Raw genomic sequence first — 7,978 nt, forward strand, 5'->3', positions numbered from 1 at the left:
AAGACCGCGGGGTTTTGAGAGCGATGACGATTACGATGAGAACTTGTAAAAGATTTCGGCTTTCTCCATGGGGGAGGAGAATAAGTTCTCATGGATTATCTTGCAAGTGAGTGAAAATGTTCATAACTCATTGTTTCAATTGCGATTACGAGCACGAGTACGAACACGAGCACGCACACGAAGAGAAACTGGATTAGGGACAACGCCCATGTCAGATTTTCCGTCTCTTGTATTTGCATCACGCTTGCCCTAGAATCGTCCCATGCGGCTCGCATGGGGCGCACCGCGAGAATTCTGTGATGTTTTCTCAAACCGCTTGTAGCATAGACAGGACCCGGCGGAATCCCGGAACAACACCGGTTCCGATGGGAAACCTGGACGTACGGAGCCGCACTTGAAAGCGGAGGAGCGGACAGATGAAGTCCTGATGGCGGAATTGAGCCGGGGCCGCGAAACGGCCTTGGCCGAATTGGTCCGCCGTTATCAGCATGACATCTACCGGTTCTGCCTGCATTATCTCAAGGATGCGGAAACCGCGCGGGAAATGGCGCAGGAGACGTTCATACGCGTCTACACGGCCAGCGGCCGGTTCGACGTGAACCGGAAGTTCAAGCCGTGGATACTGTGTATCGCGCGCAACTTGTGCCTCAACGAGTTGAAGAAGAAACGGGCGTTGTCCATGGAAACGCTCGAGGATTACGCCAGTGTGTCGCGCGAGGAATCGGGCGAGATCGTGCGTTATTCCGGTTCCGGTCCGGACGAGGTTCTGATGGCCCGCGAGCGTCTGGAACTCCTCGAACGCGCCCTGAACACTCTTGGCGAAGAGGCCCGTGAATTGATCGTGTTGCGCTTTTTCGAGCGGCTGCCCGCCAAGGAAATCGCCGAAGTGATGGGCGGCACCGACGGCGCTGTGCGAACGAAACTGCATCGTGTACTCGTGGCGTTGCGGGAACAATACGCCATATGCAAGGACGACTTGTGAACGAACCGGCTTGTGAAAAATACCAGGACAGTCTGCTGGGATTGATTGAAAACGCGCTCGAACCGTCCGCCGAGGCGGATCTACGGGAACATCTCGACCGCTGCCCCGCCTGCGCCGACGAATACCGTTGGCTACGCGCCGCCTGCGCCGATTTGGAAGCCTTGGGCGACGAATGGCGGCGCCAGGCGCCTCCCGTTGACTTGCTTGACGGCGTCATGGAGATGGTCGGGCGCATCAAGGAAGTCCGGCCGCGTCCGATTCATGCCGCACCTGCGCCTCTCCCCCACCGCTTCCATTGGATTCGCTGGGGCGGACTTGCCGGCGCACTGGCTGCGGCGCTCCTCTTGGTTTGGGCAACCGTGTTTTCGCCGGACGGACCGTCCGCGCCGGGACCCCAAGCGGGATCGGAAAGCGACCGGCGGCATGCCATGGACACGAACCGTCCGGCCCGTCTCGCCGCAAAGACACCGTCCCGTTCGAGCCAAATCGCCATGGCCGATCTGCAGAAAATTCTCGATCCGATGCGTACGCCGTCTTCCCAAGACACGGAAGACAAACCGTCTGCCTCCCCAAAGATGGAAGAAGCCAAAACGCCGAGCCTGCACGAACTGCTCGAATTGCGAAAACAGGCCATTGACAGTCCCGATGCCCGCACCCGGCTGTCCTTGTGGGCCACGCTCGCCGATGCCGCGGCCCGCGAACTCGCCAAAGACGCGGGCGTACCCATTGACGCCAAGGTAGGCTTGGCCGGCCTCCTGCCGCCCAACGAAGCCGAATCGGTACTCTTGGCCGCCATCGAATCGTTTCCGGACGACCCCTATCTCCGCAAGGAACTGGCCGAAATTTACAGCACCCAGCCCGGCGGCGAAGCCAAAGCGCTCGCCCAATGGCAGGAATTGAGCCGTCTCGATCCGGACAACGCCTACGCCTCGTTCAAAATAGCCTCGAACATGTTTACGCAGGGCGACGTGGACGCCGCCCGCCTGGCGCTCGAACACGCCCGGGCCCTCGAACGCTTGGACGCCTATACCCGGAACGCCGCCAAATATTATGAGCGCGCGCTCGAAGCCGCCGGTACGGAATCCGGAGCCGCCGCCGCCGCCGCCGCGCTCTCCGCCGGTACGAGTGAATACGCCCATCTGCTCGAACTCGGCAACGAACTGCTTCAGACCGGGCGCAACATCGAACAACAAGGCGACGGCGACCTGGCCCTGTTCATTTACGATACCGTTCAAAATCTCGGCGCCATGGCCGTCCGCAACGCCCTGTTCAGCGCCGAATGGCTCGCCGGGCTCGACATCCAAAGCGCCGCCATCACCATGGAAGGCGAAACCGCCGCGGCGCAATCGTCGCCGGATACCCTGGCCGATCTCGCGCGGCAGATGCAGGATCTCGTGGCATCCTACAACGAACTGGCCGCGTATTACCGTTCGATTGACGCATTCTTTTCCGGCGACATAACCGACGCGCTTTTCCTTCTCTTTGCCAACCTGATTCTGCAAAACGGCGATCTCAACGTTCTCCAACTGCTGCCCCGGCAATAACCCGCGCTTCTTCATCTTGCACGGCCTCGCCTTCCAATGATAGCGTATCCGCAAAACACCGGAAAGGCGGATTCGATGGACCCGGCACGGATAAAAAAAGCGTTCAGGCAGGCTTTCCCCGATGCGGCGGAACCCTTTGTCTGCATGGCGCCAGGCCGTGTCAACATTATCGGCGAACACACGGATTACAACGGCCTGCCCGTGCTTCCCATGACGATTGACCGACGGATTGGGATAGCCTGCGCGATTCGCACGGACGCCCGCATCCGTGTCCGCGCGGCGGCGCCGGACTATCCGCCGTGTGAATTCGAGAACGGTCCCGCCATTCCGCCGTCGCCTTCCGGCGCATGGGAAAATTACTGCAAAGCCGCCGTGGAAGGCTTGAACCGGCATTTTCAGACGCGGTCCTTTCCCGGCATGGACCTTTTCGTCGAGGGAACGATTCCGATGTCGGCGGGTCTCAGTTCCTCTTCGGCGCTGGTTGTGGCGTGTTCGTTGGCCTACCTGCGTTGTCTTGGCAAGACGCTGGAAAAGGACATCACCCGGCTGGCGCTTGCGAGCCTGCTGGCGGAGGCGGAACAGTATGTCGGCACCCGCGGCGGCGGCATGGATCAGGCCATCATCCTGAACGGGGACGCCGGAGCGGCCTGCAAGATTGATTTCTTCCCGCTACGTATCCAGCGCGTGCCCCTGCCGTCCGGCCATGTGTTCGTTGTGTGCCATTCGCTGGTCAAGGCCGAAAAGACAGGCGAAGCGCTGCACTTGTACAACGCCGGTCCTCGCCTGTGCCGCCTGATAACCGCCATGGCCGCCAAAACAATCAGCCGACAGTTCGGCACAAACGTCGTTATCGAACGACTGGCCGATTTATGGAACGGACATCTGTGCCTGACGTCTTCCGAGGTTGCCGCCCTGTTCGATGAAACCTTCCCGGCCGGGCGAACCTCCCTTGCCGATGCCGCAGACTACCTGGGCACCACGGTCGAACGGATCCGGGAGCATTGGCTGGGCGATCTTCGAGAGCCGCCGGACGGTTTCGCGTTGAAGGCCCGCGCACGGCATCAACTGACCGAATACCAGCGCGTGGAAGCCGCGCGCGATGCGTTTCTTGCGGACGATGCCGAAACCCTGGGCGAACTGATGAACGCCTCGCACGAAAGCTGCGCGCGCGATTACGCCATCAGTTGCCCCGAACTCGACATGCTCGTCGCCACGGCCCGCGAGGCCGGCGCGCTTGGATCGCGTTTGACCGGCGCCGGTTTCGGCGGATGCACCGTCAGCCTTGTCGCCAAAGATCGTGTCGGGGATTTCATGAAGTCCATCCAATCCCGCTATTACGAGACCTTTATGGCCGCCCGGCCCCGGTTAGACCTGCGAGAGCCCATGTTCGTCGCACAGGCCGCCCCCGGCGCGGGATACTTCGACTAATCGCCGCCGCAAACCCGGAAAGCCGGCTTTCCCTCGACTTTATTAAAGCGATCCTCCGGGCGTCCACGATCGAAAGTGAAATTATGTGGTATGCTCCCGGATAGGACAACGAGGACCGGAGGCATGGCGGCGCTTTTTCAACGATGCGTCAGGGGACAATCGCGGGGCGGGCGCTTTTCAGCCTGTTTGACGATCGCGGCCGTTTTGACGGCGTGTATTTTTACTCCCGGCGCGTTTGGCGACACGCGCCGTATTCTGATAGTGGGGGACAGTCTCGCCGCGCATATGTATCTCAAGCGGTCGCTGCAACGGGTGCTGGATGAATCCGGACTGGGCGCGCTGGCCGTCGAAGGCGCCTCGACCGCCATCGGCGGAATGAAGGCGTCGCATTTTGCCTCCAATTACATCCTGCCCGGGTCCGATCAGGGTCTGCTGGATCGCATTGACTTGATGCTGTTGGCCTTTCCGACCATCGAAATCGTCGAAATCTGGCTGGGCTGCAACGATATCCTGTGGGAAAGCTGGAACGCATCGTTTACCCCGCAGCAGGAAGAGGCGCTGCTCGATACTATTCAGACGGATTTGCAAGCCATTGTCACGCATATCCTCGCCGTGCGCCGCAACCTTCGTGTCGCGCTGTGCGATTACGACTACTTCAATTGCGTGGAGACGGTGACGCCCGGCCGCCCGGAATACAGCCTTTTCAGCGAGACGAACTGGCGTTACTGGGGCCGCCCAAGCCCTGTGCGGCTCAATGAAATGCTTGTGGCGCTGGGGGAAAGGAAACGCGCCATTGCCCAGGCAACCCCCGGCTGCATCTATGTGCATAACTTTGGAAGAATGCAGCATTACTTCGGCTATCGCCCGTATTTTGAGGTAGGCGAGGCGCCGCTTCCCGGCATTTTCCCCGCGTATACCCCGTTTCCGGGCGGTTTTACGCTCTTTCCCAGTCCGCCCGCCGCGATGGACGACGATGCGGTTCACGGCGGCAAAGATTATCTCCATTTCAGCGTGAAGGGTTCCCTGTTTCTAGGCCGTGATTGCTTGGATCGGTATTACCGCCCATGGCTTGAAACCCCGGACTGGACCTTTGCCACCGATCCCGAACCGATCAACGGCATGCGGCGCGTTTCCCTGGCGCCCGTTCTGCGCTGGCGCGCGGCAACCGGCGCCCTGTACCACGATGTCTATCTGGGTAACGTCACCGAAGGTTTTGGACTGGTGTCGGACAATCAAACCGCCACGGAATATACGGCGGGGCCGCTTACGCCCGGCACAACCTATTATTGGCGCATAGACGAGGTTTTCCCCGATCATGTCGAGGAAGGCGATTATTGGGTGTTCTTTACGGAAAGCATGGAGGCTTCGGAACCGTCTCCGCCGGACGGGCAAACCGGCACGACGCTGCCGCTGACGCTTTCCTGGCAGGCCGGCATGGATTCACCCTTGCATGATGTTTATTTGGGAACCGATCCCGATGCGCTCGACAAGGTGGCCTCCGAACAGGCCGGAACAACCTACGACGCGGGAATTCTCGCATTCGACACGGCATATTACTGGCGAGTGGACGAAGTGCGTGACGGCGCCGCCACGCCCGGGCCGGTATGGTCGTTTAGCACGCAGCCGCCGGCGGCCATGGCGCCCATTCCCGCCGACGGCGAGCGATACGCGGGGATTCATCCCGTGCTGCAATGGACTCCGCCGCCGGACGCCACCGGACACGACGTGTATGTCGGGGCGTCGCTTACCGGCTTGCAATTGGTCGCGCAAGATCTAGCCGAGCCGTCGTTCGAGCCGGGGGAATTGGAACCCAACGCGGCCTATGTCTGGCGCGTGGATGAGACGTTGCCGGGTGGCAAGGCAACGGGCAAGGTTTGGCTGTTTACGACGGGCACGCGAAACACCGCCGCGTCGCATTCAAGTCCCGCCGACGGCGAAACCCGGGTAAACGTCAACACGTTCCTGCGCTGGCTGGCCGGCGAAGGCGCAACAGCGCACAATGTCCATTTGGGCGAGTCGCCTTCCAGTTTGCCGGAAGTGTCGCACGAACAGGCCACGCCGCAGTACGATCCCGGCGGGCTGGCCCATGGCCGCACCTATTACTGGCGCGTGGATGAAATGTACGACGCGACGGCCGAACCGGGCGTCGTGTATTCGTTCACAACCGAATACCGCGAGACCACGGAGCCGGAACCGGCCAACGTCTCGACGCGCGTGGACCGGCCCGTGCGCCTGCGTTGGGTAAGCGGCGCGGACGCCACGGCGCATCATGTGTATCTAGGTTCCTCGGTGGAGGAACTGGCCCCTTTGGCCATGGCCCACCCGTATCCGTGGATTGACGCCGGGGATCTGTTGCCGAATGCGTGGTATTTCTGGCGCGTGGACGAGGAAGCGGCAGGCAACACGGCTTCCGGGGCTGTCTGGTCGTTCAAGACACGCCCGGAAATTCCCGGCACGCCCGGCAACCCCACGCCGGCCGACTTGGCATTGGACGTGCCGCTGAACAGCGCGCTCGACTGGCCCGATTGCAGTCATGCGCAACACTACGATGTCTATTTCTGGCGGGACGGCGATCCCGAACCGGATTCGCCGTCCGCCGCTGTCCTGCCGGACAGCCTGTATCAACCGGAAGCACCCTTGGCCACGGACACGGTCTACCGCTGGCGCGTCGTGGCGTGGAACGACACCGAGAGCGCGCCAGGACCCGTCTGGACCTTTACGTCGAGGCGCACCGGTACGGTTGCGATATCCGTAACGCCCGAAGCGCCGTGGATATTGACGGACGCGGACAGCGCCCAACATGAGGGCGCAGGCAATCGAATTTTGTCCGGCATCCCTTGGGGAACCGCTACCCTGGCCTGGGGCGCATGGCCCCGCCATGATCCGCCCAATCCCTCCATCGCAACGCTGAACGTCCTGCCCGGGCAGACAACGAACATTGTCGGACTCTATGCGCGGCAAACCGGCACGGTAACGGTGTCGGTTCAGCCGCCAACCGCGCCGTGGCGTTTTGTGGACGGGGACGATGGCGTTCACAACGGCGTCGGCAACCATACGGAATACCAGACGCCGACCGGCGACATCCGATTCGACTGGCTCGATCTCGACGATTACATCACGCCGGTTCCCGCATCCGTTGTCCAAGTCCTCGACAAGGACGACACGGTTCTCTTTACGGCTTCTTACGGTCTTGTGCCACCGGTAATCGTCACGCATCCGGTTTCACGGACCGCCAATCCAGGCGAGCCGGTGTCGTTTGACATATCCGCCCAAGGCACGCCGCCGCTGGCGTATCGGTGGCAAAAAGACGGCGTGAATTTACCCGGTGAAACGTCGGCGGTTTTTTCTATTGTATCCGTACATGAATCGGACGAGGGCGATTACACCGGTTGGGCAGGCAATTCGGCGGGAACGGCCGTATCGAATCCGGCACGGCTAACGGTCAACGATCCGCCCGCAATTCGTATCCATCCTACATCCCGCACCGCCCAGACCGGCGAAACGGTGCGATTCGATGTGGCCGCGGACGGAACGCCACCGTTGAGTTTCCAATGGGTAAAAGGCGAACAAGACATGGCGGGCGCAACCGGTGTGTTCCTTGAAATTCCTTCGGTGCGCATCGAAGACGCCGGCTCCTATTGGTGCTCCGTGAAAAATGTTTGCGGCGAAGCCGTCTCGGATGCCGCACTCTTGACCGTCATTTCATCGGGCGAAGGTGAGGGCGAGGGCGAAGGCGAAGGCGAGGGCGAAGGCGAAGGTGAGGGCGAAGGGGAAGGCGAGGGCGAAGGCGAAGGCGAAGGCGAAGGCGAAGGTGAAGGTGAGGGGGAAGGCGAAGGCGAGGGCGAAGGGGAAGGCGAAGGCGAAGGCGAAGGCGAAGGCGAAGGTGAAGGCGAAGGCGAAGGTGAAGGTGAAGGCGAAGGCGAGGGCGAGGGCGAAGGCGAAGGCGAAGGTGAAGGCGAAGGCGAAGGCGAAGGTGAAGGCGAAGGCGAGGGCGAAGGGGAAGGCGAAGGCGAGGGCGAAGGCG

4 protein-coding genes are annotated in these 7,978 nt (G+C 61.3%); all 4 read left to right on the top strand.

What is annotated here, in order from left to right:
* Positions 1-394: 394 nt before the first annotated feature.
* Entirely contained in the window at positions 395-982 is a 588-nt protein-coding gene (locus P5540_17345; GenBank protein ID HRT66586.1) for a sigma-70 family RNA polymerase sigma factor, read from the top strand.
* The gene (locus P5540_17350) at positions 964-2,526 is read left to right on the top strand and encodes a hypothetical protein (GenBank protein ID HRT66587.1); all 1,563 of its coding nucleotides are present in this window, start codon (positions 964-966) and stop codon (positions 2,524-2,526) included. Before P5540_17345 ends, P5540_17350 begins: the two co-directional genes overlap by 19 nt.
* A 75-nt stretch (positions 2,527-2,601) precedes the next feature.
* On the top strand, positions 2,602-3,954 hold the full coding sequence (gene galK / locus P5540_17355) for a galactokinase (GenBank protein HRT66588.1): 1,353 nt from the start codon (positions 2,602-2,604) through the stop codon (positions 3,952-3,954).
* Positions 3,955-4,077: 123 nt separating this feature from the next.
* On the top strand, positions 4,078-7,978 hold a 3,901-nt coding region (locus P5540_17360), incomplete at its 3' end, for an immunoglobulin domain-containing protein (GenBank protein ID HRT66589.1).

Source organism: Candidatus Hydrogenedentota bacterium, assembly GCA_035450225.1.
Taxonomy (GTDB): domain Bacteria; phylum Hydrogenedentota; class Hydrogenedentia; order Hydrogenedentales; family SLHB01; genus DSVR01.